Origin of the sequence: Phocaeicola sp. HCN-40430 (assembly GCF_037890285.1) — a bacterium.
Taxonomy (GTDB): Bacteria; Bacteroidota; Bacteroidia; order Bacteroidales; family Bacteroidaceae; genus Phocaeicola; species Phocaeicola acetigenes.
In genome coordinates this window covers 1-452 of the sequence record NZ_JBBKBS010000077.1, presented here as the reverse complement: position 1 = coordinate 452, position 452 = coordinate 1, and the positions used below count along the sequence as shown (strand labels likewise).

The 452-nt window shown below is 45.8% G+C and carries 1 protein-coding gene; it reads right to left on the bottom strand.

The annotated features are described in order from the left end of the window. On the bottom strand, positions 1-452 hold a 452-nt coding region (locus WKU26_RS12665), incomplete at both ends, for a transposase (RefSeq protein WP_340322316.1).

Below are 452 nucleotides of genomic sequence, written 5' to 3'. Positions count from 1 at the left end.
GATTTCCATGCCTTTATTTCCGGAAGTACACGGTCTGTAATGGCGCTGATTGTATCTGCCGATACACGATTACCAAGATTCTCTTCCATCCAATCACTAATCTCACGTGTGCTGTTACCAAGAGCATACAGGCCGATTATACGGTCAGCAACACCTTCTGCCAGAATGGTCTCACGCTTCTTAATGAATTGTGGATCAAAGCTTGAATTACGGTCACGGGGAGTGGATACAGTTACCTCACCTAATGGAGTCTGGACCTGCTTTTGCATTTTCCCGTTACGGCGGTTGCCCATTTGACGTTCTTCTTCTGTAAGGTGTGCATCCATCTCACCTTCCAGAGCTGCATTCAGGATACTTTCCAATAAGGGAGCAAAAGCACCGTCTTTACCTAACAAGGGCTTGCCCGCTTTCAGCTGTTCAATAGCCTTGTTCTTGATACTCTCAAAATCAAA